Origin of the sequence: Streptomyces sp. NPDC048483 (genome assembly GCF_040651455.1) — a bacterium.
GTDB lineage: Bacteria > Actinomycetota > Actinomycetes > Streptomycetales > Streptomycetaceae > Streptomyces.
Genome location: NZ_JBEZJZ010000003.1, coordinates 43,945 through 69,042 on the forward strand (window position 1 = coordinate 43,945; position 25,098 = coordinate 69,042).

The window sequence follows — 25,098 nt, forward strand, 5'->3', positions numbered from 1 at the left end:
TCAAAGGGTATTGATGGGTAGTCACCATGCAGAAACGTACCTTTTGACAAGCCTCGGTGGGGCCCCGCGAATGGCCCTGCCGAGCCCTACTATCGGCTCGCCATGACAGCAGCAGGGAAGCACCAGGTGAGCCGGTCGACCGGTCGCCGGCTGGGACGGGCGGGCATCCGGGACGTGGCCGCCGCAGCCGGTGTGTCCATCACGACTGTCTCCGACGCGCTCAACGGCAAGGGCCGGCTTCCGGATGCCACCCGTAGCCATGTCCGCGAGGTGGCCGACCGGCTGGGCTACCGCCCTTCCGCCGCCGCCCGCACCCTCCGTACCGGCAAGTCAGGGCTCCTCGGCCTGACCGTGACCACGTACGGGGATGAACCTTTCACCTTCACCGAATTCGCGTACTTCGCCGAGATGGCCAGAGCCGCCACCTCCGCGGCACTGGCCCGCGGCTATGCGCTGGTCATCCTGCCCGCGACCTCCCGCCACGACGTGTGGTCCAACGTTGCCCTGGACGGCACCGTCGTCATCGACCCCGCCGACGGTGACCCCGTCGTCACCGAACTCGTCCGGCACGGCATCCCCGTCGTCTCCGACGGCCGCCCCGGCGGCGCGCTCCCCGTCACCGGCTGGGTCGACAACGACCACGAGGCGGCCGTCCTGGGCCTGCTCGACCATCTCGCCGACGCCGGCGCCCGCCGCATCGGCCTGCTGACGGGCAACACCACCGACACCTACACCCGGCTTTCCACCACCGCGTATCTGAGCTGGTGCGAGCGGGTCGGCCAGGACCCGGTGTACGAGTCCTACCCTGCCCACGACCCCTGCGCGGGCGCCGTCGCCGCCGACCGGCTGCTGGCCCGCCCCGACCGGCCCGACGCCGTCTACGGACTCTTCGATCCCAACGGCACGGACCTGCTAGCCGCCGCCCGGCGGTACGGCCTGCGCGTCCCCGAGGACCTGCTGCTGGTCTGCTGCAGCGAGTCCACCGTCTACGCCACGACCGAGCCGCCGATCACCACCCTCTCCCTCAAGCCCCGTCGGATCGGCACCGCCGTCGTCCAGATCCTCATCGACGCCATCGAAGGTCTCGACCACGGTCGGCCCATCGAACAGGTGATACCGACCGATCTGATCGTGCGGACCTCGTCCCAGCGACGCTCCCACCGCACGACCGTGAGCCCACCGAGGGGACCGGCCGGCGCCTGAGCGCGTGCCGTCATACGACGAATCACGCGTAACATCGGCGCCCACCTGCCTCCTTCGGGCAGGAAAAAACAGGGCGATCCTGGGAGAAATCAGCCGCGAACGCCGGGCTCTGGCTGATTGATCACCCCCTGGTGCGTCACAACCCGCTACCGGCATTCCTATGATGGGCGCACGACACCGCGGACCGCCGTCGACCAGGCAAGGTCCGAGAGGTGCACGGCGGCGCGACGGTGGAGGGGTCGATGACTCAGGGGGCCAGTCAGGGACCCATGGTGTGGACCATGGCGGGACACAATCCGGCGTCTCCTGTGCCGCCCGGACCGCGCTCCGGCGCGCCCGCGGGGCCACCTCCGATGCCGCCGGTCGGACCGCCGGTCCATCTGCCCGCCGGGCCCCCGACCGCACCGCCACTGGTGCCGACGCCCGCCGCGCCGGTCGAGCTGCCCGAGGAGTACACCCCGACCGTCCGCGACCTCCCGGTCATCGGCGCGGGCCGCACCGACACCCTCATCGACCGCCCGGTCTCCGACCTGATCCCGTCGGCCCAGACCGCCGCCGACCAGGACGCGCCCGAAGGCATGGGCCCGCTGTATGTCGTCGGTGACGTCCACGGCTATTACGACGAGCTGCGCGAGGCGCTCGCCGCCGAGGGGCTGATCGACGCCGACGGCAACTGGGCGGCCGGCAACGCCCGCCTCTGGTTCCTCGGCGACTTCACCGACCGCGGCCCGGACGGCATCGGCGTCATCGATCTGGTGATGCAGCTCTCCGCCGAGGCCGCGGCGGCCGGCGGCTACTGCAAGGCCCTGATGGGCAACCACGAGCTCCTGCTGCTGGGCGCCAAGCGGTTCGGTGATACCCCCGTCCAGTCCGGCGCCGGCACCGCCTCCTTCCAGGCCGCCTGGCTCCTCAACGGCGGCCAGAAGTCCGACATGGACCGCCTGGAGGACCACCACCTGCAGTGGATGGCCCGCCTGGACGCCGTCATGGAGGAGGACGGGCATCTGCTCGTGCACTCCGACACCACCGCCTACCTCGAGTACGGCGACTCCATCGAGGCCGTCAACGACACCGTCCACGACGTGCTGACCCGCAGCGACGCCGACGAAGTCTGGGACCTGTTCCGTAAGTTCACCAAGCGCTTCGCCTTCCGCGACGAGGCCGGCTCGCAGGCCGTACGCGAACTCCTGGACGCCTACGGCGGCGAGCGCGTGGTGCACGGCCACAGCCCGATCCCGTATCTGCTCGGCGAGGTCGGCACGGAGGACGGCGAGGGCGACGGCACCGCGGTCGACGGTCCGCACGTCTACGCCGACGGACTCGCCATCGCCATGGACGGCGGCGTCACCATGGCCGGAAAACTGCTGGTGGTTCAACTTCCCCTGAGTGGCTGAGCGTTCCGCGGGCAGGTGTACACCGGGCCGGTGGGCGGGCGACGGGCCTTGGGTTGGGGTGGATTCCGGTCGCGGCATTACTCAAATTCCGCAAACTCACTGTCACCCCGTGCCGGAGTCGCTCTACCATCGGGCTATCCGTAGCAGGCTCTCCTCCGTTTCCGCCCACTGCCCGGCCCAGCCGGCCATTACGGCCCTACGGAGCATCGGGGGATGCACATGAACAGCGCTCCGCACCTGCTGAACGAGGACCGCGAGGAATTCGCGCGGCTCCTCGATGAGGCACTGCGCACCGCCGGACAGCGCCCGGACGGCCTCACCGCCGCCACAGGCAAGCACCTCAACGCTGAGCAGTTGCGCACGATGGCCCTCAGCGCCACCGCGGCCATCGCCGCCTGCGCCACGGCCGAATACCAGCGCTATGTCCAACTCCGCGCCGCCCTGCGGGCGCCCGCGACGGCGCCGTCGGGGGGCGTGGCGGCGGGCGCGGAGCAGGACGAGGCCGCGGGTGAGGCGACAGGATCGGCCACCGGTACGGACTCGGACGACACCACGGCCCTGCCTGGGGCCACGGAAGCGGCCGGCGCCGGACTGGCCGCCATGGTCGCCGTGCTCGTCCCGGTCCTCGCCGGCATCGCCGCCGTCCTTTTCCTGCTCATCGGCTACATCCTGCGCGCCGTCAGCCCCGACCGGTCCATGGCTCAGCCGCTGATCAGCGTCGGCTGGATATTCGCCGCGCTGACGGCGGCGGGCTCCCTCGTCGCGATGGCCGGCCTCGTCGTCACGGCCCTGCGCAACGGATCGACGTCCGCCCGTACCGGCAGAGCGGAAGAGCTCCTGACTGTGGACCTCGACCGCGCCCACGACGCCTGGCGCCACGCCCTCCTGGAACGCGGCCTGCTCCCCTTCCTCCGCGAGGCCCTCACCGACCCTTCGCCCACCACCGACCCCGCCCCCTACGTCCCCCGCCCCGCCCCGCAACACCGCATCCCCACCCTCGGCTACACCCGCCCCAAGTTCTCGAGCCCCGACAGCGGCTCGTCGGGTTCGCGTCCGCGCTACTCCAGCCCGGATTTCACGAGTCCGGAGTACGGGGGCCCGGGGGCGGGGCCGGAGGGTGCGCCGTCGGAGTAGGCCGGTACGGCTGCCTCCGGGAGCTTGGTGAGCCTGCGCGAAAACTGGCGCTGCCACAGGGCGTTCAGCCCCGAGCAGCGCCAGTTCCTGCGCATGCCGGTCCGCCTGCGGACGTCAGTCCGCCAGCGGCAGGTACACCCGGTTCCCGCTCGCTGCGAACTCCTTGGACTTCTCCAGCATCCCCGCCTCGACCTCCTCGGGGGTGGCGTCCTTCTCGCCGCCGAACTGCTCGGTGATGCTCCGGCTGATCTTCATCGAGCAGAACTTCGGGCCGCACATCGAGCAGAAGTGAGCCGTCTTCGCCGGCTCGGCAGGCAGCGTCTCGTCATGGAACGAGCGTGCCGTGTCCGGGTCGAGGGCCAGGTTGAACTGGTCCTCCCAGCGGAACTCGAAGCGGGCGTCGGAGAGGGCGTCGTCCCAGTCCTGGGCGCCCGGGTGGCCCTTGGCGAGGTCCGCCGCATGGGCCGCGATCTTGTACGTGATGACGCCGGTCTTCACGTCGTCACGGTCGGGCAGGCCCAGGTGCTCCTTGGGCGTGACGTAGCAGAGCATCGCAGTGCCCCACCAGGCGATCATCGCGGCGCCGATACCGGACGTGATGTGGTCGTAGGCGGGCGCGATGTCGGTGGTCAGCGGGCCGAGCGTGTAGAACGGGGCCTCTTCGCAGATCTCCTGCTGGAGGTCGATGTTCTCCTTGATCTTGTGCATCGGGACATGTCCCGGGCCCTCGATCATCGTCTGGACGCCGTGCCGCTTGGCGATGGTGTTGAGCTCGCCGAGCGTACGCAGCTCCGCGAACTGGGCCTCGTCGTTGGCGTCCGCGATGGAGCCGGGGCGCAGGCCGTCGCCGAGCGAGTAGGTGACATCGTAGGAGGCGAGGATCTCGCAGAGCTCCTCGAAGTGGGTGTAGAGGAACGACTCCTGGTGGTGCGCCAGGCACCACGCGGCCATGATCGAACCGCCGCGGGAGACGATGCCGGTCTTACGGCGGGCCGTGAGCGGGACGTACCGGAGCAGCACACCGGCGTGCACCGTCATGTAGTCGACGCCCTGTTCGGCCTGCTCGATGACGGTGTCCTTGTAGATCTCCCAGGTCAGCTCCTCGGCCTTGCCGTCGACCTTCTCCAGCGCCTGGTAGAGGGGAACGGTGCCGATGGGGACGGGGGAGTTGCGCAGCACCCACTCGCGGGTGGTGTGGATGTTACGGCCGGTGGAGAGGTCCATGACCGTGTCGGCGCCCCACTTGGTGGCCCAGGTCATCTTGTCCACCTCCTCCTCGATGGAGGAGGTGACAGCGGAGTTGCCGATGTTGGCGTTGACCTTCACCAGGAAGTTCTTGCCGATGATCATCGGCTCGATCTCCGGGTGGTTGATGTTGGACGGCAGTACGGCGCGGCCGGCCGCGATCTCGTCCCGTACGAACTCGGGGCTGACGTTCTCGCGGAGAGCGACGTACTCCATCTCCGCGGTGACCTCGCCGCGCCGGGCATAGGCGAGCTGGGTCACCGCGGCGCCACCCCGGCCGCGGCGCGGCTGGCGTGGACGGCCGGGGAAGACCGCGTCGAGATTCTTGAGGCCACCGCGCGGTGAGGTGTGCTTGAGGCCGTCGTCCTCCGGCCGCATCGGGCGGCCCGCGTACTCCTCGGTGTCGCCGCGGGCGATGATCCAGTTCTCCCGCAGCGGCGCGAGGCCGCGGCGGACGTCGGTGTCGATGTTCGGATCGGTGTACGGCCCGGACGTGTCGTAGAGCGTCACGTCCTTTCCGTTGGTGAGGTGCACCTTCCGGACCGGGACCCGGAGGTCGGGCCGCGAACCGGAGACATAGCCCTTGTGCCAGCCGGTCAGCGGCTGACCGCCGTCGCCGTTCTCGCTGCCGTTGGCACGGTTTTCGGGCGTGCGTGCATCCTGCAGAGTCATAAAGACCCAACTCCCTACGCCGGCATTACCCGGTAACAGGTTCGGCGGTCGACGCAGCGGCTTCCGTCCGCCGACGTTTCACGTGAAACGCCGCTGGGACGAAGGTCAGCGCCCTCTCAGCCCGGTGCTCCGAGCTCCCGCGATTGCAAAGGTGCCACCACGGTAGCGGCCCATGTGGCGGAGTGAACAGGGGGCCCCAGAGTTCTTGCAATGATCGTGCCGTGCACCCATCCGAGCCCTCACTCGAGCCCCCTCAGCATTCCGTGGCGCACTCACACGCCCACAGCCACGGGCCTGCCTCGCCCGTCTCCCGCCATCTGCGCAAAGTCATCGCGGCGGTTTTGATCCCGTTCGCGGCAGCGGTCGTGATCGGCCTGGTCGTGTTGTGGCCGGGCGGCGCGCCATCGCACAAACCGTCCGGGGTCGGCTTCGACCAGCCCACCGAGCAGGCCCGGGTGATCAAGGTCGAGGAGGTGAACTGTGCCGCTGTACACGCGGAGCAGCAGCCGCAGCCACCAGGGCCGCAGGGGCAGCCGCCGCCCGGGGGAGCGGCGCAGGGCAAGGACTGCGAGCAGGCGACGATCAAGGTCACCACGGGAAAGAACGCCGGGCGCACCTTCCGGACAGTGGTGACGCCGGACACCCTGCGGCATTACACGACCGGCCAGGACGTGGTGGTGACGTACTCCCCCAAGGCCCCGAAGGATCTCCAGTACTCGGTCAGCGATGTCGACCGGACGTTCCCGATGTGGGTATTGGCGGCAATCTTTGCGTTTGCGGTCGTAATCGTCGGGCGGCTGCGCGGGGTGCTCGCACTGGTGGCGCTGGCGGCCAGCTTCGTCGTTCTGACGCTGTTCATCCTCCCTGCCATCCTCCAGGGCTCCAATCCGCTGGTGGTGGCGGTGGTCGGCGGCAGCGCGATCATGCTGATCGCGCTCTATCTGTGCCACGGCCTGACGGCCCGTACCTCGGTGGCGGTGCTCGGCACGCTTGCCTCGCTGCTGCTGATCAGCCTGCTCGGCTCGGTGTTCATCGGGTGGGCGCTGCTGACCGGCAATACGGACGACACGACCGGACTGGTCCACAGCCTCTACCCGGGCATCGAGATCCGCGGCCTACTGCTGGCAGGGATCATCATCGGGTCGTTGGGTGTGCTCGATGATGTGACGGTGACGCAGACCGCCGCGGTGTGGGAGCTCAAGGAGGCGGATCCGTCGGCGGGTTGGCGCAAGCTCTACAGTGCGGCGATGCGGATCGGCCGGGATCACATCGCGTCCGTGGTGAACACCCTCGTACTGGCCTATGCGGGCGCGGCGCTGCCGTTGCTCCTGCTCTTCTCGATCGCGCAGAGCAGCGTCGGCACGGTCGCCACGAGCGAGGTGGTCGCGGAGGAGATCGTGCGCACGCTGGTGGGCAGCATCGGACTGGTCGCCTCGGTGCCGCTGACGACGCTGCTGGCGGCATTGGTGGTCTCCGCGGACCGCCGGGAACAGGGCACGCCGGGGTCCGCCTCGGCGACGTCGCCTGCCGCCGAGGGTGGCCGGTCCGGACGGCACGGCTCGCGCGGCAGGCGCCGTAAGCGGTGATTGCCGTGAGGGATGGTGGCCGTAAGCGGTGAACGTGAGCGAGGTCAGCCCGCCGGCGCCTCCGTGAGGATCCGGTCCAGCACGGCCTCCAGGGTGTCGCACACCTCTTCCTCGCCGAGCGGGACCAGCCGGTCCGTACGGTCCAGGAAGGCCACCAGCGGCGGCGCGCCGGCCCGGAACAGGGCCCGCTCGGCGCCCACTTGGAGGCTGATGAAGACGTCGCCGAGGTGGTCCGCGGACGCCGGCTCGATGCGTACATCCCCCTCACCGGACGGCCGGCCGAGCCCGTCCAGCAGCAGTTCACGGCTGAATACCCAGGTCACAGGCATATCGCCGGGGAGATCAAAGGTGAAACGGACGGCAAACGGATCGGCGATGTCGAAATCCAGCTGTACCGGGATCCGGAACGCGAGCTCCTCGGAAACGAGGAAACTCATGATCACTTCTGCCTGAACGGTGTCGGTCATCAACCACTGCCCCGCAATTGATCGGAGATGGCCGGGAAACATCCCCACAAGCCCTATTGACGCCATCGTCTGTCACGTGCAAGCAGATCACAAGGAGTGAGTTTTCAGATACTGATAGAGAACGCGAGTGTCGTTAGTGTCGCCTCCGCCATTGTTCGTAGTTGTTCTGTCACGGTCCGCAATCGATGCAGTTCGTGGACGGGAAGGGACAGGGCCAGCGCCGCGGCCGCCGAACCGACCTGTACGGGGATCGCGGAGCACACCGTGCCCAAGGCATATTCCTGTTGGTCATACGCGACATGGCCGCGACGCACCGTGTCCAGGCGGTGCAGCAGATCGTCCTCAGTCCGTACCGAGAACGGGGTGACGGACTGCACGGGATAGCGCGCCAGATGCTCCCTCCGGGCCTCGTCGTCGAGCTGCGCGAGCAGACACTGGCCCATCGCATGGGCATGTGCCGTGGTACGGAAGTCCACCCACTCCTCGACCGGCGGGCGTTCGGGGTCGTCGGTGACGGCCACCACCTCCACTTCACCCTCCCGGTAGACGGCGAAGTAGACGGCGGCCCTCAACTCCCGGCCCGCAAGTGCCAGCGCCTCGGCGATATGGGTGCGCTGCCGGCGCCGCGCCCCCGCCTGACCGATGGCCTCGGCCGCCTCACCCAGGACGAAGACGCCGTTCTCCCGGCGCAGATAGCCCTCGTGGGTCAGGGTGCGCAGCAGGTGATACGTCGTCGGGAGCGGGAGTCCGGTCTCCCTGGCGAGCTGCTTTGCGAGCGCCCCGTCGGCGTGGGCGCCGACTGCTTCCAGGAGACGGAGTGCGCGTTGCACCGATCCGATCAGGGTGGGCTGAGAAGCGGATTCGCCGTTCCCGACTGCCAACGCCAACCCCCCAGGACCCGCTGTTTTCCGGAATGCCGTCATCCGGAAGACATCTGCGATCCGCACTCTAGCCGCGGTGATCCGGCCGGTACGGCGAAAGCCGACGGGTTAACTCACCTGGCGCACGTCATGACCGGAAAGGGCATTACGTGATGCCACACGTGCGTCCGGGGAACGCGCGACGCCCCACTCCTGGGCCGGAGCAGGGCGTCGTCGGACGGGTGTTCGGACGGAGATCGGACGGCAATCGGACGGCGTCGGCCGGGCCGGCAGGTGCCTGCCCGTGGCCGGTGGCCGATGACCTACCAGTCGCCCTTCGACGAGGACGACGAGGATCCGCTGAACCTGCGCACGAGATAGATGACTCCGGCGATCAGGGCTGCCGCTATCAGGATCTTGAACAGCAGACCGATCAGGAAGCCGACCGCCGTGGCGATCAGTCCGCCGAACACCACGATCAGGATGACGGGCACCACGACCCACGTGACCCACCACGGAAGTCCTGCGAGTATCCCCTTACCAGCCACTGCTCTGCCCTGCTTTCTCTGTCGTTCTGTCGCGTCGGTCTGTCGCGTCGGCCTGTCACGTCCGTGGCACCGTCCGCAGCCTTCGCGGCCGCCGCGTCGCGTCTCCCGTCCCCTTCACCTCGATGCTAGGACGCCGAAGGCGGCTGTGGGGGCTCCCCGGCCCTGGCTCTCCCCTGACCCGACCCTTACGGGTTCGGGGCCCCGCCCTCAGCTCTCAGGCGGAGAAAAGACAACCATCACCCTGAGGTCCTCGCTGATGTGGTGGAACTTATGGGGCACCCCGGCCGGTACATAGACCACGCTGCCGCGCGCCACCGACTGCGTCTCCGTTCCCACAGTGATCGCCGCCCGGCCGCTGACCACGAGATACACCTCGTCCTGGGCGTGCGGCTGCTGCGGATCGGTGCTGCCGGCAGCCAGCGCGTACAGTCCGGCCGACATGTTGCGCTCCTGGAGGAACTGCAGATACGCGCCGTCGTTTGCAGCTCTCTCCGCTTCCAGTTCATCCAGTCTGAAGGCCTTCATGCCGTTCGCACCCCTCGAGGATTCAGAGAGTCGTCTGCGACGATCTCACCATGAAGCATTTTCTGGTCAAGACGATCGCCAATGCCGCGGCGCTTGCCGTGGCCATCTGGCTGCTCAAGGACATCACGCTCACCGGCGACAACACCGGCCGCAAGATACTCACGCTGATCCTCGTCGCGCTGATCTTCGGGCTGGTCAACTTCATCGTCAAGCCGGTGGTGAAGCTGCTGTCCTTCCCCCTGTTCGTCCTCACCCTCGGACTGATCACTCTGGTCGTCAACGCACTGATGCTGCTGCTGACGTCCGTCCTCGCCGACTCATTCGATCTGGCCTTCCGGGTGGACGGCTTCTGGACCGCAGCGCTCGGCGGCGTGATCATCTCCGTCGTCTCCTGGGCGATGCACATGATCCTTCCCGACAACGACTGACCGCCCCAGGCCCCGCCCGGCCAACAAACGGCCAACAAACGGCCGACCACCGACCCATCCGACGACGCTCGACCGCCTCCCGCCCCGACAAGGACCGACCCTCGTGAATGCCCCCTTCCGCATCTGCTTCGTCTGCACCGGCAACATATGCCGCTCGCCGATGGCCGAGTCCGTCTTCCGCTCCCGTATCGCGGAAGAAGGCCTCGACGGCCTGGTCGAGGTCGACAGCGCGGGCACCGGCGGCTGGCACGAGGGCCACGGAGCCGACCCGCGCACGGTCGCCGTACTGCGCGCGGGCGGCTATGAACACACCCACACCGCCCGGCAGTTCCACGCCTCCTGGTTCACCGAGCGGGACCTGGTGATCGCGCTCGACTCCGGCCATCTGCGCGCGCTGCGCCGCATGGCCCCCACCGCGCAGGACGCCGCCAAGGTCCGTCTGCTGCGCTCCTACGCGGCCGACGCGGCGCCCGCCGGGGAGACCGGCCTCGATGTGCCGGATCCGTACTACGGCGGATTCGAGGGCTTCGAGGAGTGCCTGGAGATGATCGAGAAGGCCGGCGACGGCCTCCTGGAAGCGGTCCGCACCACCCTCCACACCGAAGAACCCCTCCCGCTCAGCACCCCGGGGACGAAGGAGAACACATGACGGGCGACGGCACGCGCGTCGTACGGGCCGGGCTTCCGGAGCCCGCAGCCTACGAACCGTCCCTCCCCGGTCCGGTCTTCGCGGCCCACTTCCACCTCCCCGGCGATGCCACCGGCCCCTATACGTACGGCCGCGACGCCAATCCGACCTGGACCCATCTGGAACAGGCCATCGGCGAGCTCGAATCGCCGGAGGAGCCCGCACACACCGTCGCCTTCGCCTCGGGCATGGCGGCGATCACCGCCATCCTCTTCTCCCAACTGCGCACCGGTGACGCGGTGGTGCTGCCCAATGACGGCTATCAGCTGCTGCCGGCCGTCCGCGACCGCCTGGAGAGCTACGGCATCGAGGTCCGTACCGCGCCGACCGCGGGCGACGCGCAGCTCCATGTGCTGGACGGTGCCCGGCTGCTGTGGATCGAGACGCCCTCCAACCCCGGCCTCGACGTCTGCGACATCCGGCGGCTGGCTGACGCCGCGCACGCCCGCGGCGCGCTGGTCGCAGTCGACAACACCCTCGCCACCCCTCTCGGCCAGCGCCCGCTGGACCTCGGCGCCGACTTCTCGGTTGCCAGCGGCACCAAGGCCCTGAGCGGCCACGGCGACATTCTGCTCGGGTATGCCTGCACCCGCGACGCCGCGCTGGCCGATGCCGTACGGCTCTGGCGCAAGACCGTTGGCGCGATTCCCGGGCCCATGGAGAGCTGGCTCGCCCACCGCTCGCTCGCCACCCTCGCAGTGCGCGTCCGCCAGCAGGCCGCCGGCGCCCTGCTCCTCGCCGAGACACTGGCCGGCCGCCCCGAGATCACCGGCCTGCGCCACCCCGGCCTGCCCTCCGACCCGTCCCATGCACTGGCCGCAGCGCAGATGCGCCCCGGCCGCTTCGGCTCCGTCGTGTCCTTCACACTGCCCGACAAGGCGCATGCGGAGCGGTTCCTGGCCGCGCTGACCTTGGTGGACGATGCGACGAGCTTCGGCGGCGTACGGTCCACCGCCGAGCGTCGGGCCCGCTGGGGCGGCGATGCCGTGCCCGAGGGGTTCATCCGCTTCTCGGTCGGCATCGAGGAGCCGGAAGATCTGATCGCGGACGTCGTACAGGCGCTGGATGCGGCACAGCTCAAGAGCTGAACCCGAAACGGAACCGGCCGGCAGGGTATCCCCCCTCGTCACCCTGCCGGCCACGGTGTTTCACGTGAAACCAACCGCCGCGGTGTTTCACGTGAAACTACCCACTTCAACAAGGCTAGTTGACTGAGCGTCAGTGTCCAATCACGCTAGCGACACATCCCTATCGACCAATTTATAGTTGGCCCGCGACCAGGCTTCCGAGGGGCGCAGGAGGTACGCGATGGATCTGACGCTGCTGCGTACCTTCGTCACGGTGCACCGGGCCGGTTCCCTCACCCGCGCCGCGGTGCTGCTCGGGCTCTCCCAGCCCGCCGTGACCAGCCAGATCCGGACGCTGGAACGCCAGTTGGGCCGCCCGCTCTTCCTGCGTAACGCGCGCGGCGTCACCGCCACCACCATCGGCGACGAGCTCGCCCACAAAGTGGCCCCGCACCTCGACGCGCTCACCGAGATCACCGAGGCCGGCCTGGACGCGGACTCCGTCGCCCGCACCCTGCATCTCGCGGGGCCGCCAGAGTTCACCGCCGAACGCGCGCTCCCCGCACTGACCCCGCTCATCGCCCAGGGCCTGTCCATACGCGCCGCCTTCGGCCCCGCCGAGGAGCTGCTGAGCGGTCTCGCCGCCGGCCACCACGATCTGGCCGTCACCACCGTCCGGCCGCGCGGCGGCCTGCTGACCGCAACGCCGCTGTGCGACGAGGAACATGTGCTGGTCGCCGCGCCACGCTGGGCCGCCCGGCTGGGCGGCCCAGCGGTCCTCCAGGTCCGGGGCGTGCGCGCGCTGGATCCCGTACCACTCGTCGAGGTCCATGAGAGCCTCCCGCTGATCACCCGCTACTGGTCGGCAGTCTTCGATGCCAAGCCCGCGGCCGCCGCCGCCGCCGTCATCGCCGCCGATCTGCGTGCGGTGCTGGGCTGTGTCACGGCGGGCGCGGGGCTCGCCGTACTGCCCCGCTACCTGTGCACCAACGCGCTGGACAGCGGCGAGATCGTCGCGCTCCTCGACCCGGTGGTACCCCCGCTGCGCACGTATTTCCTGGCCGTACGGACCGGAACGCTCGGCCTGCCGCATATCGCGCGGGCGCATGAGTGGCTGCTGCGGACGGCCGTGGGCTGGTGAACGGGGGAGCACCGGGCCCAGCGCGATGCCGGGCGCGGGTTTCACCGACCCATCACTGCGGCATCTGTCCTCTATGACCGTACGGCCAGTCGTCAAACGCACCGCCCGCGCGATTCTGCTCGACGGCGCGGATCTCCTTCTGATCAAGCGCACGAAGCCGGGCCGGGCCCCGTACTGGATCACTCCGGGCGGCGGCGTGGAGCCCGAGGACGCCACCGTCATCGACGCCCTCCACCGCGAGCTGGACGAAGAGCTGGGCGCCAAGGTCAAGGACGTGGTGCCGGTCTTCGTCGACACCGTCGAGCACTTCAGCGACGGCGGGGTGGACGGGGTGAAGGTGCAGCACTTCTTCGTCTGCCGACTGGACTCGATGGACCCCACCCGCCGGCACGGCCCCGAGGTCGAGGAGCCGTGCGGGGATTACGAGATCGTGCGGGTGCCCTTCACCCGGGTCGGGATCGCCTCCGTCGAGGTCGTACCGCTGTCGCTGCGGCACTATCTCGACGGCAACATCGAGGGCGTACGGGCGATGCACGCACCGGACCTGGGCTGAGGCCGACAGCGGAGGGTGACCGGGGAAAATCGGCGGTGCACGCCGTCCGGTTCAGGCGAACCACCCGCGGAACTCCGGATCGTCCTCCGCGGGCCGCCGCGGCTGCGCCTGGGCGAGTACCTGCTCGACCCGGTCGAGGAACTCCTCGTTCAGCTGCTCCGCGAAGCTGCGCCGCATGGGCGTCACCGCCCGCTCGCGGCCGTCCTCGTGCCGGCCGTAGGCGTCCTCGTGGCCGCCGTATGGAGCCTCGTGCCGCTCGTACGTGTCCTCGTGCAGCCCGCCCCGAAGATGCTCGTTCTTGTGTTCCGTGCGCTGGAAGGGCGGACGCCCCGGCGCCTCGGCCGCGGCGCCGAAGAAGTCGCCGCCCTTGCGCTTGAAGTCGTCCGTGCCCCACGCCCGCGCCCCGCGCTCCCGCGCCGGGACCTTCTGCAGATGCGGGATGTGCTTGGCGCAGTGGATGTACGCCTCCTCGACCTCGACCGTCACCCACAGCTGCGCGCGCCGCCCCGGTATCGGGTCGACCGGCAGATCGGGACGGCCGGCCCGCATCTCCTCGTCCAGCACCACCCGCGCCCGGCCGTTGATGTGCAGCCCGATGCGGTCACGGGCGAAGTCGATCATCAGGATGCCCAGCCGCGGGTTCTCCGAGATATTGCCGATGGACGCCATGACACCGTTGCCACGGTATTCCGGGTAGGCCAGCGTCCGCTCGTCCAGCACCTGGACGAAGCCGGGCGGCCCGGCGCGGAAGGTGGAGTCGCATTCGCCGTGCCGGTCGGCGGTGGCCAGGAAGAACATCTCCTGCCGGGCCACGAACTCCTGCATCCGGACATTGAGATGGTCCAGGACCTGGTCACCGTAGAAACGGTCGGCGCGCTCGGTCGTGCCGAGTCTCTGCTGCACCAAGTGCTCGCCGTCGCTCCCGGGGCGCTGCCCGCGCATGCCCCGTTCGTCCCCTGTCCAACCGAATTCGCCCTGTGCTGCCAAGACCTCAATCTCCTGCCGAGACCAGCTCTTCTATGGAGTCATGCCGTATGCGGTCGGTCGGGATGCCGACCCCCATCAACGCGTCCACGCCGCTGCGGATCAGTCCGGGCGGGCCGGAAAGATAGGCGTCGTACGCCACGAAGGGGCCGTATTGGCGTACGGCGTCCGGGAGCTGACCGGTCACGCTGCTCGCGCCGCCGCGGCCCGTCGGCCCGTTGGCGACCACCGGACGGACCGAGAGCCAGGGGTGTTCCTGCTCCATGCGCAGCATGGTGTCGATGTCGTAGAGGTCGTGGTCGCTGCGGGCGCCGTAGAAGACGTCGACGGGGCGGCGGATGCCGCGCTCGGCGACATCCTCGACCAGCGCCTTGATGGGGGCGATGCCGGTGCCGCCGCCGACGCACAGCAGGCCGTTGCGGGTGGTGTGGTCGACGGTCATCGAGCCGGCCGGGGCACCGAGGCGGATGACGTCACCGGGGCGGGCGCGGTGCACCATCGCGTTGGAGACCCAGCCCGCCGGGACCGCCTTGACATGGAACGAGAGCAGGCCGTCGGAGCGGGGCGCCGAGGCGAAGGAGTAGTGCCGCCAGACCCGCGGCCACCAGGGGGTTTCCAGGCTGGTGTACTGCCCGGCGAGGAACGGGTACGGCTGGTCGGGACGGACCGTCACCACCGCGATGTCCGGCGTCCGCAACTCGTGCGAGACGACCTCGGCCTGCCACCAGGCGGGGGCGACCGCTTCGTTCTCGGCGGCCGCGTCAATCATGATCTGCGAGATCGCGGTGTACGCGCGCACCCACGCGGCCTCGGTCTCCTCGCTCCAACTGGACGTCGCATACCGCGAGAGCGAGCTGAGCAGGCACTCGCCGACCGCTGGGTAGTGGTCGGGGAGGGTGCCGTATTTGCGGTGACCGCGGCCGAGATGGGAGAGGTAGTCGGTGAGCACATCGGCGTCGTCGACATGCTTGGCTGCGGTGAGCAGCGCCCTGAACAACCGGTCGCGCTGCGTGTCCATCGAGGCGGGGAACAGCGCCCGCAGATCGGGATGCTGGACGAACAGCAGTGCATAGAAGTACGAGGTCACCTTGTCGGCGACCGGCTCGATCTCCGCCATGGTGCGACGGATGAGTATCGCGTCGGGGGAGGCGGGAGGTTCGGTGGATGCGGCTGCTTCCACCGCGTCCAGGGTGGGCTCTGGGGCGGGACGGCGTACGGCGGTCTGCTGTGGCAGCTGCTGCGCGCGCTGTTCCGGCCGGGGCTCGGCCTGGCGCTCCGGCGGAGCGAAGAAGGCACGGGGGGCGGACTCGGCGGCGGGCTCCGGGGTGGCAGGTGTGGCGCGTGCCGACTCGTGTACGGGCTCGGGCTCCCGGTACGGCGTGGGCTCCGGGTACGGCCGGTGGTCCTGGTAGGGCGTGGGCTCCGGGTACGGCCGGTGGTCCTGGTACTGGCGAGGCTCCGGTCGCGGCTGGGGCTCCGGGTACGGCCGGGTCTCCCGCAGCGGCTGCGATTGTTGCCGCGGCTGAGGCTCTTGCTGCGGCTGAGGCTCTTGCCGAAGTGGGGTCTCCTGCCGCCGCGGGGCCTCCTGCCGCGGCTCCGGTACGCGCTCACGCTCGGCAGCGGTGCCTACCGGTCGGATCGGATTGACCGGCCGGCTGGGTATCCGGCTGTCCTGCTCCTCCTGGCCACGGGCATCGTCCTGATCACCGTGACCGCCTTGGCCGCTCGGCGCCTCTTGGCTGGAGTGGCGGTCCTGCTGATCTTCGGGGGACTTCTTCGACGGCGGAGTGAACCAACCCCAATTGCCACTGCTGCCGCCAGAAGAGCCGTTATCGGCCGATGTGGTGGTCGGAGCGTCCATGGTCTGCCTCGCCTCGAACGTCTTTCGGTTGTCTTCGCACTTCCGTTGATCGGAACTGCCCGGAATTCCCCCGCCCTGCCCCGGAATTCTTCATCGTGTCAAGCTATTCCGGCAACATCCCCCCAAGCTGACAAACCTCACTTCCCTGCGGCAATCTACGTGGACACTGACTCGGCAGCATGCCACCCCGACTCAGCACATCGGACAAATAGCCGGAAGTTCGGTCGTCGCGGGCGGCTTCACCGGTAGGCTGGCGGGCTTGCACGCCCCTCACGCGCCCGCGGAAGCACTCGCCCCGCCAAGCCGGACTCGACCATACCGGCACCGGTTGAAACCACAAGCCCTGATCTGGGAACACTCAGCGCGCCTCCTCCGATAACAGTGAGACTCCCCACAGATCGCATTTTCCGCCCTTACCATGGACGAATGCCGCCGTAGAAAGCTCCTAATTACCGGCCGGTACGCACCAGTTCATATGCCTCGCGCAGATCACGCCCCACATACGTATATGAGGCGACGTCACCGACATGGTGGTCCGCATTGACGGCCACCGATGCCGGAACCACCGCGAACAGGTCAGTGTCCGACATTGAGTCGCCGTATGCCACGCAGTCCGCGCGCGTCAGCCCGTACTGCACGCAGAGTTCATCCGCGATCGCTACCTTCGCCGCCGAGGTGAGGATCCCGGCCGGCTCCACCGGCTGACGGATCGGCACCGCAGGCCAGCGCGAGCCGCGCGCCGCGTCGGCACCCCAGGCCAGCAGCCGCTCGACGAAGAAGTCCGGCGACAGAGAAATCACCGCGCACCGTTCGCCACGTGAACGAATGTCCGCCCAGACCTCCTGGATCCCGGCCAGCCAGGGCGCATTGTCGAATGCCGCCGCGAGGTGAGCTTCGGTCAGCTCGGCGGCCCATAAATCGGCTGCCAGCTGGGCAAACCGCGCCGGTGCCAGCTCGCCCGCCAGGAAGCCGCGCTCCAACTCGGCGATCTCCCGGTCCAGCCCGAGCTGCCGGGAGATCTCGACGGCGGCCGCGGACCCGTACAGCAGGGTCCCGTCCATGTCGAACACATGCAGCTTGGTCATGCGGCGGAGGGTACCTGGGAGGGGCTCGGCGCGCTCCGGCCGGGCGCATCGCGCACTCTCGCCGTACTCAACGCCGCGTACGCGGGGATACTCCCGCCGTCAGATGTACCGCGCGGCGCCGCCCGCCACCGTGGAGCGCATGCCACAGCTCAGCCGCCCCGCCCGCCGGGCCGTCCTCGTCGTCCATGTCGCCGTCTCCGTCAGCTGGCTCGGGCTCACGCTCGGGCTGCTCGCCCTGAGCATCACCGGTTACACCACCGCCTCCCCTGATATGGCGGCGGTCGCCTACCGGGCGATGAAGATCTTCAGCGACTGGCTGGTCCTCCCGGTTGCACTGATATCCCTGGTCAGCGGGCTGGTGCTGGCCCTCGGTACGCCATGGGGGCTGGCCCGCCACCACTGGGTCCACGTCAAGTTCTGGCTGACCCTGGTCACCGTGCTGCTCTCGGTCTTCTCGCTCCGGCCGGGCATCGACCACCTTGCGGCGCAGGCCGCCGCGGGTGCCCCCGCGACCGACGTCGGCCTGCTGGTGGCGCCGTCGGTCGCGACGGCCACCTACGTCTTCATCACCGCCGTCTCCGTGCTCAAGCCCTGGGGCCCGACCAAACGCGGCAGCCGACTGCGCCGCCGGGCGCAGTCGGCCTAGTGGAGCCTCATCGCCTCTAGGCGAGCCCTGCCTCTGCCGCCGTCGCGGCGACGATCCGGTGATCCTGCTCCGGGGCACCGCCGCCGAAGCCGAGCGCGCCGATCAGCCGACCGTCCCGGTGGAGCGGCACCCCTCCCGCGATGAAGAGCAGCGGCCGGTCCAGCCCAGTGGGCAGGGTGTGGAAGAGCCCGTCGGGCCGTACGAGATCGACGAGGTCGGCGGTCGGCGCGTCCAGCTGGAGCGCGGTGCATGCCTTGCGGGTGCTGGTCTCGCCGGAGATCAGCACGGCCTGGTCGTCCCGCCGGAAGCCGAGCAGGTGGCCGCCCGCGTCCAGCACGGTGACGCTGCCCCGGACGCCGAGGCCGTCGGCGGCCCGTACGGCGGCCTCGATGAGCGCGTCGGCGTCGCGGGTGGTGAGGGAACGGACGGTGGGGGTGGTGGTTGCGGGCGTGGTGGTGCTCATGGGGGGTGCTCCTTGAGGGGCTGTGCGTTGGTGCGGTGGTTCAGTTGGTTCAGTTGGTTCAGTTGGTTCAGTTGGTTCAGTTGGTTCAGTTGGTTCAGTTGGTTCAGTTGGTTCGGATGGTTCGGATGGTTTTCGTCGGTTACGCGGCCTGGCTGGCCACCGGCTGGTCGGTGACCGCGCCGGGCCCGCCGCCGGCCACGACCTGGCTGCGGCTCGCTGTCCGGCGCTCCAGTGCCGAGGCGAAGACCGCCACACCGAGCGCCGCGACGGTCATCAGCGCGCCGACCCAATTGGTCGCGGTGTAGCCGAGCCCGGCCGAGATGACGAGCCCGCCGAGCCAAGCGGCCAGGGCGTTGCCGAAGTTGAAGGCGGCGATATTGCCCGCCGAGGCGAGGGTGGGGGCCGAGGCGGCCTGGTCCATCACCCGCTTCTGCAGCGGTGGCACGGTCGCGAAGCCGAAGAAGCCGATCAGCGCGATGGTGAGGGTGGCGGCGGCCTTGTTGTGCGCGGTGAAGGTGAACGCGGCCAGCACAACGGCCAGGCCGGTCAGCGCCACGTACAGCATCGGCATCATGGCGCGGTCGGTGAAGCGGCCGGAGATCAGGTTTCCGCCGACCATGCCGAGACCGAAGACGGCCGTCAGCCAGATGACGGAGGACGGGGCGAAGCCGGTGACCTCGGTCATCATCGAGGCGAGGTAGGTGACGGCCGCGAAGACGCCGCCGAAGCCGAGGACGGTCATCAGCATCGCGAGACCGACCTGCGGGTTGCGGAATACCGCGAGCTCGCTGCCGATGCGCGCGGCCGCCTTCGCCCGCTGCGCGGGGACGAGCTTGACGACGCCCAGCAGGGCGAGCACACCGAGCGCGGCGACGGCGTAGAACGTCGTCCGCCAGCCGAACTGCTGGCCGAGCAAGGTGCCCGCCGGGACACCCACGACGTTGGCGACGGTGAGGCCGCTGAACATCAGCGAAATGGCAGTGGCGCGCTTGTTGGGCGCGACGAGGTCGGCGGCCACCAGGGCACCGATGCCGAAGAACGCGCCGTGGGTGAACGAGGCGACGATCCGCCCGGCCAGCATGAGCCCGAAGTTCGGGGCCAGGCCCGTCAGCAGATTGCCGACGATGAACAGACCCATCAGCAGCATCAGCATCTGTTTGCGGGTGAACCGCGTGCCGAGCGCGGTCATCAGCGGCGCTCCGACCACCACACCCATGGCGTAGAGGGTGGTCGCGTATCCGGCGAGCGGGATGGAGACGCCGAAGCCGGCCGCCATGTCGGGCAACAGGCCCATGACCGCGAACTCGGTCGTTCCGATCCCGAAGGCGCCGATCGCGAGCGCCAGGAGTGCGAGAGGCATGACGGATCCCTTCAAATGATTGCGTCCGTCGCTAACAAGCGCCCACAATAATTGCAGACGCGCTTTACTTGCAAGCGCGGGCTATTTCGAAAGTGTCCTATCCTGGTTCGTACGACCCATGAGGAGGTCTCCGATGACGCAGCAGACGCAGGCGACGCCGCAGGCGGCAGCCGCACGGACACCCGGCAGTGGGCTTGCCCAGGGCTGGTGCGCGCTCTCCGCCCTGCACGGCCGTATCGAGTCGCACATCGAGCGCGCGCTCCAGGCCGGGCACGACCTCAGCGTCCGTGAGTTCTCGGTCATCAATGTGCTCAGCGAGCAGCACAGTGGGCCGGGCGGTCATCTGCGGATGAACCAGGTCGCAGACACCGTCGTACTCAGCCAGAGCGCCACCACCCGGCTGGTCACCCGACTCGAGGAGCGCGGGCTGCTGGAGCGCTATCTGTGCCCGGACGACCGGCGCGGCATCTACACCAACGTCACGCCGGACGGGCTCGCTCTCCTGGACGAGGCACGGCCGACGCATGACAGCGCGCTGCGCGAGGCCCTTCGGGACGCCGCGAAGCGCCCCGAGCTGGCGCCGCTGGTCACGGCCGTCGAGACGCTCGCGCCGTCGGCGTAACGCGGAGACGGCCGTCGGCTCCCGGGCGGCGCGTAGGGTCCCGCGCATGAGCGATATCGAGATACGCCGCGCGACCGAGGCCGACCTGCCCGCCATCATCGCGATGCTGGCCGACGACCCACTGGGCGCCACCCGTGAGTCGCCGGACGACCCGACGCCCTACCGCGCCGCGTACGACGCGATCGCCAGCGATCCCCAGCAGCACCTGGTCGTCGCGGTGCGCGAGGGCCGTACGGTCGGCACTCTCCAGCTCACCGTCATCCCCGGCCTCTCCCGCCGCGGCGCCGCGCGCTCGCTCATCGAGGGTGTACGGGTCCACGCCGACGAGCGGGGCGGCGGCCTGGGCACCCAGCTCATCAAGTGGGCGATCGAGGAATCCCGCGCACTCGGCTGCGCTCTGGTGCAGCTCACCTCCGACGCGACCCGCATCGACGCCCACCGCTTCTACGAGCGCCTCGGCTTCGAGGCTTCCCACCTGGGCTTCAAGCTTCTGCTGTGAAGGCTGCTGGGCCGGAAGTTACTGGGCCTGCGGCTTCTTGCCCGGGGCTTGTGGGCTGCGGCTTGTGGGCTGGGGTCTGTGGGCTGGGGTCTGTGGGCTGGGGTCTGTGGGCTGGGGTCTGTGGGCTGGGGTCTGTGCTTGGGGGCGCGGCGCTACCGGTCGCTTCCGGCGCGCTCCCGCGCTCGTGCCCGGTGCGCCTTCTGCCGGCAGGCCGCACCGCAGTAGCGCGCGGGCCGGCCGGTACGGGCCGCGGCGACCGGCCCGTCACACACCTCACACCTGGTTTCGTTACGGCCGGCAGCCTTCGTCGGCAGTTTCGTTACGGTGCGGCCCGCCCGCAGCCCGTCGCACATCAGCGCTGTCATCCGGCCCGGCGCCCCCGCCGCGCCTCCTGTGCCGGACCGCCGCCGCTCCATCGACATGCACCCGACCAGCACCGCGCGAACATCGCCCAACTCCACGTCCGGCCGTACAGCGCCTGCCTGTTGAGCCCGCACCAGGAGTACGTCCAGGGCCTCCGCAAAGTCCCGCTCGGGCCCCGCCGTTACCTCCGTACCCACCTCGCCCGGCGCCTCCAGCGCATCGCACAGCGCTTTGTTCTGCGCGGCGAGCCGAACCACCGATGCCAGGAAGCGAAAGAACACCCCGCCGGCGTCCTCGGCAAGGGCCAAGTCCCTTGCCGTATCGGTGAAAAGCTGTACCCGGTCCACGACAGCCGCCCTGAACAGGGCTTCCTTGGAAGGGAAATGGCGATACACGGTCCCCGCGCCCACACCGGCACGCCGCGCGATCTCGCCGAGCGGGACCCCCAACCCCTGTTCCTCAAAGGCGGATCGAGCCGCCTGAAGCACCAGCGCACGATTGCGCCGGGCATCCGCGCGAGAGGGAACCGGCCCGCCGCCCGCCATCCGTACGCCTCCTGAGACCGCCCGACTCGACCGTGGAGCACACCCGGAAATCAACCGGGCCGTTCATTCCGATTCTACGAGGGGCCTGTGAGGGGGGTGCGGAGGCCCCGCCGGGCCGCGGCACCGGCTGGAGCACGGCACGGGGCCGGGCCATGGAACGGGGCCGGGCGCGGATGCACGGCCGTGTTTCACGTGAAACACGGCCGTGGACCACGGGCCAACGCGAAAGGGGTGGGCCCGTTTCACGTGAAACATGACCCACCCCATCGCCTCCGCCGGCCCCGGGCCGACGTCAGCAGTGCCCCACGCCCGTCAGCGTGCGGCGACAACCTCATCCCACGCCGCGCCCGCCGCCCCGGCCGCCGCGTCCTCGTCCACGTCTGCGCCCAACGCCCGCAGGCCGACGGCCAGCGCCGCCAGCGAGGCCAGCACCATGCCCTGGTCCGCGGCGCGGCCGTAGTGGTTCACCCGGATCATTTCCTTGGCCAGCGCGCCCGCGGCGGCCTGCACCGGCACCGAGCCATCGGCAGCGAGCGCGGCGGACACCACCTCGCGAGCATCCAGTCCCTGCGGTGCGCGCAGCGTCGTCGCGGCCGGCGCCGCGTCCTCGTCCCGGATCACATACGGCACCGGCCCGCCCAGCGCCTGTACGCCCGCCCGGACCGCCGCGGCCGCCGCACGGTGACGCGCAATGACCTCGTCCAGCCCCTCGGCCTGGATGCGGTCCACGGCCTGCTCCAGGGCGAGCATCTCCAGCTGCGCCGGAGCGTGGGGCAGGGCGGTACGGCCGCCGTCGATCCAGCGCTCCTTCCAGTCCCGCAGCGAGAGGTACGAGCGCCGCGGCGCCTGCTCGTTGGCCACGATCCGCTCCCAGGCGCGGGCGCTGACCGATGCCACGGAAACACCGGCCGGCCCGGCCAGCGCCTTCTGCCCTCCGATCACACACAGGTCCACACCCCACTCATCGGTGAGCAGCGGCTCGGCACCGACGGATGCGACCGCGTCGAGCATCAGCAGCGCCCCGTGCTCGCGCACCACGGCGCCGATCTCGGCGACCGGGTTGGTGTTGCCGGTCGCTGCCTCGGCATGCACCAGGCTCACAAAGTCGATCTCCGGGTGCTCCTGCAACGCGTCCGCCACCTGCTGGGGGCTCACGGCACCCGTGAACGGCGCGGTGAGAGTGACGACCTCGGCACCGCAGGACCGCAGCCAGCCGCCGAAGGTCTCGCCGTACGGACCGGTGATGATGTTGAGCGCGGTGCTGCCGGGCCGTACGGCCGAGCGGATGCAGGCTTCCAGCGGCAGCAGCGCCTCGCCCTGCATCGCCACGACGTCGCAACGGGTGCCCATCAGTGCGGCGACCTTGTCCTCGATACGCGCGAAGTGGGCGGCGGTGAGCGGCGGCAGGTCGAGCAGGTCCGGGGCGGCAAGGGTCGCGGTCGGGTCGGACACGGCAGTCACAGGGCGAGCCTTCCAGGGGTTGCGAGCCGCGCGCTCCGGTGCGGCTCCTGACATTTCGCTCGACTGTACGTCCGCCGACCACACCCGCGCCGTACAGGCCCCGGCCCCGGCCCGGTCCTGCCAGGCCGCTCAGACCCGCCAGCCCTCCGCATCGACGCCGCCCGGCACCGGGTCTGCGGGCTCGTACGGGCCGTGGGTAAAGACAAAGGTCCCCAGGTCCAGATGGCTGACCGAACCGTCGTCCGCGCGTACCACCCGCAGCGTCTCGCCCGCGTAGTAGCCGTCCAGGCCGGTCCAGCTGCCGTCCGGTTCCGGCCGGAAACGCGAGCCACGCCCGGCGCCCGACAGCGGTGTCAGCTCTAGCCCGCGCTCCGCCGTCAGCCGCAGCACGAACGGCCGCGCGCCCCAGTACCACGGCCCGGTCAGCGCCAGCAGTTCCCGGTCGAGCGGCCCGGCCAACGGGCGCCAGGGCTCCGGAATCCGCGGCTCACGATCGGCCACGATCTCCAGGAGATCCGCCCCGATGCCCCCGACCGCGGGCCCCGAGGTGCAGTTGGCCAGTGCGATCCCGGCGACGTCCTCCTCTGCGTCCACCCACAGGGCCGCCAGAAAACCCGGCATGGAGCCGGTGTGCCCGGCCAGCCGGCGCCCGCCCGATGTCCCCTCTCCGCCGGTCCGCCGTGGATCCGTCCGTACAAGCTGCAACCCCAGGCCGTAGCCCGCATCCCAGCCGTCCCCCTCGGGCGGCACGGCCGGGGTCCGCATCTCGGCCACGCTCGACGCGGCGAGCACCCGCTCATCGCCCCGCAACAAAAACGCCGCCCACCGGCACAGGTCCTCCAGCGTGGACCAGAGCTGTCCCGCCGGGCCCATCAGCCTGGTGTCCTGGGCCGGTTCGGGCAGCATCGCATCGGCCCACGGGTGTACCGCCCAGCCGCCCGCGTGTGGCATCTCGGGGTGCAGCGTCGTACGCGCCATGCCCAGTGGTTCCAGCACCTCACGCCGCAGGACCTCGCCCCACGGCTCGCCGCCCCGCAGCCGTTCGACGAGCCCGCCGAGCAGGGCGTAGCCGGGATTGGAGTAGTGGTGCCGCTGTCCGGCCGGGAGGCGCTGCGGTCGCTCGCCGAAGAGATCGGCCGGTTCGGGCCGCAGGTCGCCCGCGGTCCGCTCCCACCACGGCCCCCGCGCCTCCGCCGCCAGCCCCGAACTGTGCGCCAGCAGCTGAGCGACCGTCGCATCCGGCACCGGGGTCCCCTCCAGATACCTGCCGATCGGGTCCGTCAGCCCCAGCAGTCCTTCGTCCCGCAGCCGCAGGACCATCACCGCGACAAAGGTCTTGGTGAGCGAGCCGATCCGGTACTGCACATCGCCGTGCGGCACCTCCCCAGGCACCGAGGTCCTGGCTCCCGTCCACACCGTCCGGCCGTCGCGGACGACCGCACCCATCATCGAGGGTGCCCGCCCCTCGGCCTGCCCGACCGCCAGCCGGCGCAGCAGCGCCCGCCGTGTCTCGGGCAGCAGCTCGGCATACGCCTCACCGGTGTCGGCTGCCCCCGTCCGGACGGCCGCGGGCCCCGGCTCGCCCGCACGCGGCTCGGGCAGCGCCTCGGTCTCCTGAGTCCCGGAATCTCCCGCGCCGGACTCAGGCCACTCGGGTGTCTTGGACGCGGCGGAAGCGGCGATGGTCATGGTGCTCCT

25 protein-coding genes and 1 riboswitch are annotated in these 25,098 nt (G+C 69.9%); of the genes, 12 read left to right on the plus strand and 13 right to left on the minus strand.

The genetic code is table 11. From position 1 onward, the window contains the following. The first annotated feature begins 102 nt into the window (after positions 1–102). From AB0D04_RS02290 to AB0D04_RS02300, 3 genes are all read left to right on the plus strand, one after another. Positions 103–1,203 (plus strand): LacI family DNA-binding transcriptional regulator, encoded by a 1,101-nt coding sequence (locus AB0D04_RS02290; protein WP_362698390.1) that lies wholly within the window; start codon positions 103–105, stop codon positions 1,201–1,203. Positions 1,204–1,556: 353 nt separating this feature from the next. Further along, on the plus strand, positions 1,557–2,597 hold the full coding sequence (locus AB0D04_RS02295) for a metallophosphoesterase (protein WP_362698393.1): 1,041 nt from the start codon (positions 1,557–1,559) through the stop codon (positions 2,595–2,597). A gap of 213 nt (positions 2,598–2,810) precedes the next feature. Further along, positions 2,811–3,731, plus strand: a complete 921-nt coding sequence (locus AB0D04_RS02300) for a hypothetical protein (RefSeq protein ID WP_362698396.1) — start codon at positions 2,811–2,813, stop codon at positions 3,729–3,731. Positions 3,732–3,845: 114 nt separating this feature from the next. Here AB0D04_RS02300 and thiC read toward each other — a convergent pair whose 3' ends face one another. Next, the gene (gene thiC / locus AB0D04_RS02305; protein ID WP_362698399.1) at positions 3,846–5,648 is read right to left on the minus strand and encodes a phosphomethylpyrimidine synthase ThiC; all 1,803 of its coding nucleotides are present in this window, start codon (positions 5,646–5,648) and stop codon (positions 3,846–3,848) included. Then, positions 5,643–5,799, minus strand: a riboswitch (TPP riboswitch). Its footprint overlaps the gene before it by 6 nt. Before the next feature lie 70 nt (positions 5,800–5,869). Between thiC and AB0D04_RS02310 the strand changes: the two genes are divergently transcribed. Then, positions 5,870–7,234 carry a YibE/F family protein gene (locus AB0D04_RS02310; protein ID WP_362698402.1) on the plus strand — a complete coding sequence of 455 codons (1,365 nt, stop codon included), beginning with the start codon at positions 5,870–5,872 and terminating at the stop codon, positions 7,232–7,234. A gap of 44 nt (positions 7,235–7,278) precedes the next feature. On the opposite strand, the gene AB0D04_RS02315 is transcribed toward AB0D04_RS02310, so the two are convergent. From AB0D04_RS02315 to AB0D04_RS02330, 4 genes are all read right to left on the minus strand, one after another. Continuing rightward, on the minus strand, positions 7,279–7,701 hold the full coding sequence (locus tag AB0D04_RS02315) for an SsgA family sporulation/cell division regulator (RefSeq protein ID WP_362698405.1): 423 nt from the start codon (positions 7,699–7,701) through the stop codon (positions 7,279–7,281). A 104-nt stretch (positions 7,702–7,805) separates the two neighbouring features. Further along, positions 7,806–8,624 carry an IclR family transcriptional regulator C-terminal domain-containing protein gene (locus AB0D04_RS02320; protein WP_362698775.1) on the minus strand — a complete coding sequence of 273 codons (819 nt, stop codon included), beginning with the start codon at positions 8,622–8,624 and terminating at the stop codon, positions 7,806–7,808. Between the two features lie 260 nt (positions 8,625–8,884). Continuing rightward, complete coding sequence (locus AB0D04_RS02325; protein ID WP_362698408.1) at positions 8,885–9,109, minus strand: DUF5326 family protein; 225 nt, start codon at positions 9,107–9,109, stop codon at positions 8,885–8,887. Positions 9,110–9,316: 207 nt separating this feature from the next. Then, the gene (locus tag AB0D04_RS02330) at positions 9,317–9,634 is read right to left on the minus strand and encodes a cupin domain-containing protein (protein ID WP_362698411.1); all 318 of its coding nucleotides are present in this window, start codon (positions 9,632–9,634) and stop codon (positions 9,317–9,319) included. 50 nt (positions 9,635–9,684) lie between these two features. Here AB0D04_RS02330 and AB0D04_RS02335 point away from each other — a divergent pair, with 50 nt between their 5' ends. From AB0D04_RS02335 to AB0D04_RS02355, 5 genes are all read left to right on the plus strand, one after another. Then, positions 9,685–10,062 carry a phage holin family protein gene (locus AB0D04_RS02335; RefSeq protein ID WP_362698414.1) on the plus strand — a complete coding sequence of 126 codons (378 nt, stop codon included), beginning with the start codon at positions 9,685–9,687 and terminating at the stop codon, positions 10,060–10,062. A gap of 103 nt (positions 10,063–10,165) precedes the next feature. Next, a complete protein-coding gene (locus tag AB0D04_RS02340; RefSeq protein ID WP_362698417.1) occupies positions 10,166–10,711 on the plus strand; it encodes a low molecular weight protein-tyrosine-phosphatase in 546 nt (181 codons plus the stop codon). After that, positions 10,708–11,838, plus strand: a complete 1,131-nt coding sequence (locus AB0D04_RS02345; RefSeq protein WP_362698420.1) for a cystathionine gamma-lyase — start codon at positions 10,708–10,710, stop codon at positions 11,836–11,838. The genes AB0D04_RS02340 and AB0D04_RS02345 overlap by 4 nt, the downstream gene beginning before the upstream one ends. A 220-nt stretch (positions 11,839–12,058) precedes the next feature. Continuing rightward, positions 12,059–12,958: a LysR family transcriptional regulator gene (locus AB0D04_RS02350; RefSeq protein ID WP_362698423.1), complete on the plus strand. Its 900-nt coding sequence runs from the start codon at positions 12,059–12,061 to the stop codon at positions 12,956–12,958. 73 nt (positions 12,959–13,031) lie between these two features. Beyond that, entirely contained in the window at positions 13,032–13,511 is a 480-nt protein-coding gene (locus AB0D04_RS02355; RefSeq protein WP_362698426.1) for an NUDIX hydrolase, read from the plus strand. 51 nt (positions 13,512–13,562) lie between these two features. Here AB0D04_RS02355 and AB0D04_RS02360 read toward each other — a convergent pair whose 3' ends face one another. The 3 genes from AB0D04_RS02360 to AB0D04_RS02370 all read right to left on the minus strand — a co-directional run bounded on the left by AB0D04_RS02360 (position 13,563) and on the right by AB0D04_RS02370 (position 17,441). Further along, complete coding sequence (locus AB0D04_RS02360) at positions 13,563–14,453, minus strand: pyridoxamine 5'-phosphate oxidase family protein (RefSeq protein ID WP_362698429.1); 891 nt, start codon at positions 14,451–14,453, stop codon at positions 13,563–13,565. Positions 14,454–14,502: 49 nt separating this feature from the next. After that, positions 14,503–16,356, minus strand: a complete 1,854-nt coding sequence (locus tag AB0D04_RS02365) for a globin domain-containing protein (protein WP_362698432.1) — start codon at positions 16,354–16,356, stop codon at positions 14,503–14,505. 449 nt (positions 16,357–16,805) lie between these two features. Then, on the minus strand, positions 16,806–17,441 hold the full coding sequence (locus AB0D04_RS02370; protein WP_362698435.1) for an HAD-IB family phosphatase: 636 nt from the start codon (positions 17,439–17,441) through the stop codon (positions 16,806–16,808). Between the two features lie 139 nt (positions 17,442–17,580). Between AB0D04_RS02370 and AB0D04_RS02375 the strand changes: the two genes are divergently transcribed. Then, positions 17,581–18,087 carry a DUF2269 domain-containing protein gene (locus tag AB0D04_RS02375; RefSeq protein WP_362698438.1) on the plus strand — a complete coding sequence of 169 codons (507 nt, stop codon included), beginning with the start codon at positions 17,581–17,583 and terminating at the stop codon, positions 18,085–18,087. Positions 18,088–18,103: 16 nt separating this feature from the next. Here AB0D04_RS02375 and AB0D04_RS02380 read toward each other — a convergent pair whose 3' ends face one another. Both AB0D04_RS02380 and AB0D04_RS02385 read right to left on the minus strand, forming a co-directional pair. Next, on the minus strand, positions 18,104–18,550 hold the full coding sequence (locus AB0D04_RS02380) for a heme-binding protein (RefSeq protein ID WP_362698441.1): 447 nt from the start codon (positions 18,548–18,550) through the stop codon (positions 18,104–18,106). Positions 18,551–18,689: 139 nt separating this feature from the next. Further along, positions 18,690–19,910 carry an MFS transporter gene (locus AB0D04_RS02385; RefSeq protein ID WP_362698443.1) on the minus strand — a complete coding sequence of 407 codons (1,221 nt, stop codon included), beginning with the start codon at positions 19,908–19,910 and terminating at the stop codon, positions 18,690–18,692. A 133-nt stretch (positions 19,911–20,043) separates the two neighbouring features. Here AB0D04_RS02385 and AB0D04_RS02390 point away from each other — a divergent pair, with 133 nt between their 5' ends. Further along, positions 20,044–20,532, plus strand: coding sequence for a MarR family transcriptional regulator (locus tag AB0D04_RS02390; RefSeq protein ID WP_362698446.1), 489 nt, complete (start codon positions 20,044–20,046; stop codon positions 20,530–20,532). Between the two features lie 46 nt (positions 20,533–20,578). Continuing rightward, complete coding sequence (locus AB0D04_RS02395) at positions 20,579–21,031, plus strand: GNAT family N-acetyltransferase (protein ID WP_362698449.1); 453 nt, start codon at positions 20,579–20,581, stop codon at positions 21,029–21,031. A gap of 152 nt (positions 21,032–21,183) precedes the next feature. On the opposite strand, the gene AB0D04_RS02400 is transcribed toward AB0D04_RS02395, so the two are convergent. From AB0D04_RS02400 to AB0D04_RS02410, 3 genes are all read right to left on the minus strand, one after another. Next, positions 21,184–21,939: a helix-turn-helix domain-containing protein gene (locus AB0D04_RS02400; RefSeq protein WP_362698452.1), complete on the minus strand. Its 756-nt coding sequence runs from the start codon at positions 21,937–21,939 to the stop codon at positions 21,184–21,186. 312 nt (positions 21,940–22,251) lie between these two features. Next, positions 22,252–23,391 carry an aminotransferase class V-fold PLP-dependent enzyme gene (locus AB0D04_RS02405; RefSeq protein WP_362698777.1) on the minus strand — a complete coding sequence of 380 codons (1,140 nt, stop codon included), beginning with the start codon at positions 23,389–23,391 and terminating at the stop codon, positions 22,252–22,254. Positions 23,392–23,529: 138 nt separating this feature from the next. Next, the gene (locus AB0D04_RS02410; protein ID WP_362698455.1) at positions 23,530–25,089 is read right to left on the minus strand and encodes a serine hydrolase domain-containing protein; all 1,560 of its coding nucleotides are present in this window, start codon (positions 25,087–25,089) and stop codon (positions 23,530–23,532) included. Between the last annotated feature and the right edge of the window lie 9 nt (positions 25,090–25,098).

Excerpts from the sequence above, each read along its gene's own strand:
- AB0D04_RS02300 (WP_362698396.1), top strand. The coding sequence starts at position 2,811 with ATGCACATGAACAGCGCTCCGCACCTGCTGAACGAGGACCGCGAGGAA.
- AB0D04_RS02395 (WP_362698449.1), top strand. The coding sequence starts at position 20,579 with ATGAGCGATATCGAGATACGCCGCGCGACCGAGGCCGACCTGCCCGCC.
- AB0D04_RS02355 (WP_362698426.1), top strand. The coding sequence starts at position 13,032 with ATGACCGTACGGCCAGTCGTCAAACGCACCGCCCGCGCGATTCTGCTC.
- AB0D04_RS02320 (WP_362698775.1), bottom strand. The coding sequence starts at position 8,624 with ATGACGGCATTCCGGAAAACAGCGGGTCCTGGGGGGTTGGCGTTGGCA.
- thiC (WP_362698399.1), bottom strand. The coding sequence starts at position 5,648 with ATGACTCTGCAGGATGCACGCACGCCCGAAAACCGTGCCAACGGCAGC.
- AB0D04_RS02315 (WP_362698405.1), bottom strand. The coding sequence starts at position 7,701 with ATGACCGACACCGTTCAGGCAGAAGTGATCATGAGTTTCCTCGTTTCC.
- AB0D04_RS02290 (WP_362698390.1), top strand. The coding sequence starts at position 103 with ATGACAGCAGCAGGGAAGCACCAGGTGAGCCGGTCGACCGGTCGCCGG.
- AB0D04_RS02385 (WP_362698443.1), bottom strand. The coding sequence starts at position 19,910 with ATGCCTCTCGCACTCCTGGCGCTCGCGATCGGCGCCTTCGGGATCGGA.
- AB0D04_RS02365 (WP_362698432.1), bottom strand. The coding sequence starts at position 16,356 with ATGGACGCTCCGACCACCACATCGGCCGATAACGGCTCTTCTGGCGGC.
- AB0D04_RS02335 (WP_362698414.1), top strand. The coding sequence starts at position 9,685 with ATGAAGCATTTTCTGGTCAAGACGATCGCCAATGCCGCGGCGCTTGCC.
- AB0D04_RS02380 (WP_362698441.1), bottom strand. The coding sequence starts at position 18,550 with ATGAGCACCACCACGCCCGCAACCACCACCCCCACCGTCCGTTCCCTC.
- AB0D04_RS02360 (WP_362698429.1), bottom strand. The coding sequence starts at position 14,453 with ATGCGCGGGCAGCGCCCCGGGAGCGACGGCGAGCACTTGGTGCAGCAG.
- AB0D04_RS02375 (WP_362698438.1), top strand. The coding sequence starts at position 17,581 with ATGCCACAGCTCAGCCGCCCCGCCCGCCGGGCCGTCCTCGTCGTCCAT.
- AB0D04_RS02400 (WP_362698452.1), bottom strand. The coding sequence starts at position 21,939 with ATGGCGGGCGGCGGGCCGGTTCCCTCTCGCGCGGATGCCCGGCGCAAT.
- AB0D04_RS02390 (WP_362698446.1), top strand. The coding sequence starts at position 20,044 with ATGACGCAGCAGACGCAGGCGACGCCGCAGGCGGCAGCCGCACGGACA.
- AB0D04_RS02410 (WP_362698455.1), bottom strand. The coding sequence starts at position 25,089 with ATGACCATCGCCGCTTCCGCCGCGTCCAAGACACCCGAGTGGCCTGAG.
- AB0D04_RS02330 (WP_362698411.1), bottom strand. The coding sequence starts at position 9,634 with ATGAAGGCCTTCAGACTGGATGAACTGGAAGCGGAGAGAGCTGCAAAC.
- AB0D04_RS02370 (WP_362698435.1), bottom strand. The coding sequence starts at position 17,441 with ATGACCAAGCTGCATGTGTTCGACATGGACGGGACCCTGCTGTACGGG.
- AB0D04_RS02295 (WP_362698393.1), top strand. The coding sequence starts at position 1,557 with ATGCCGCCGGTCGGACCGCCGGTCCATCTGCCCGCCGGGCCCCCGACC.
- AB0D04_RS02350 (WP_362698423.1), top strand. The coding sequence starts at position 12,059 with ATGGATCTGACGCTGCTGCGTACCTTCGTCACGGTGCACCGGGCCGGT.
- AB0D04_RS02345 (WP_362698420.1), top strand. The coding sequence starts at position 10,708 with ATGACGGGCGACGGCACGCGCGTCGTACGGGCCGGGCTTCCGGAGCCC.